Source organism: Micrococcus sp. HMSC31B01, assembly GCF_001816085.1.
Classification (GTDB): Bacteria; Actinomycetota; Actinomycetes; order Actinomycetales; family Micrococcaceae; genus Micrococcus; species Micrococcus luteus.
This window is the reverse complement of record NZ_KV824928.1, coordinates 1-779: the sequence shown is the minus strand read 5'-3', so window position 1 is coordinate 779 and position 779 is coordinate 1. Positions and strand designations below refer to the sequence as shown.

Genomic DNA, 779 nt, shown 5'->3' with positions numbered 1-779 from the left:
GACGGCCGCCGCGGGGCAGTGGCGCGCCGGGCGGGTGCTGACCCAGGTGTACGTGTCCGGCGGACTCGTGGACCGGGACCCCGCGCTCGCCGAGCTCGTGGCGCGCGTCCGGGACCGCCCGACGCCGGGTGGTGAGCGCGTCCTGGTGCGCGAGGCCAGCGACGAGGTGCTCACCGCCATGGCCGACGCCGTGACGGGGCAGGACATCGTCGCCGTGGCGCGGATGCCGGAGCCGCAGGCCGCCGAAGCGGTCCTCGAGGAGGCGCGCCTGGCCGCCGTGCTGTGCCGCGTGCAGGACCCGGGGAACACCGGCACGGTCATCCGAGCCGCGGACGCGGCCGGGGCGGACGCGGTGGTCCTCACCCCGGGCTCCGTCGACCCGTTCAACCCCAAGGTGGTCCGGTCCACCGCCGGGTCGCTGTTCCACCTGCCCGTGCTCGCGGGGGTGCAGGCGGAGGACGTGGCGGTGACTGCCCGGGCGGCGGGTCTACAGGTGTGGGCCGCCGACGGCCACGGGTCCGATCGACTGGACGCCCTGTCCCCGGCGTCGCTGGGGGCGCGCACCGCCTGGCTGTTCGGCAATGAGGCCCAGGGCCTGGACGAGGCGGAGCTGGCCCTGGCGGAGCGCCGGGTGGCCGTGCCCCTCTACGGCGCCGCGGAGTCCCTGAACGTGGGCACGGCGGCCACGGTGTGCCTCTACGCCTCGGCGATGGCCTCGCCGACCACGCGGGACTGAACGCACACGCCAGAAGGGGCGGGGATCCGTGAGGATCCCCGCC

At 76.6% G+C, this 779-nt stretch carries 1 protein-coding gene; it reads left to right on the top strand.

Annotation, left to right across the window (positions count from 1 at the left end):
* On the top strand, positions 1-736 hold a 736-nt coding region (locus HMPREF3105_RS01735), incomplete at its 5' end, for a TrmH family RNA methyltransferase (RefSeq protein WP_070708627.1).
* Positions 737-779: the final 43 nt, after the last annotated feature.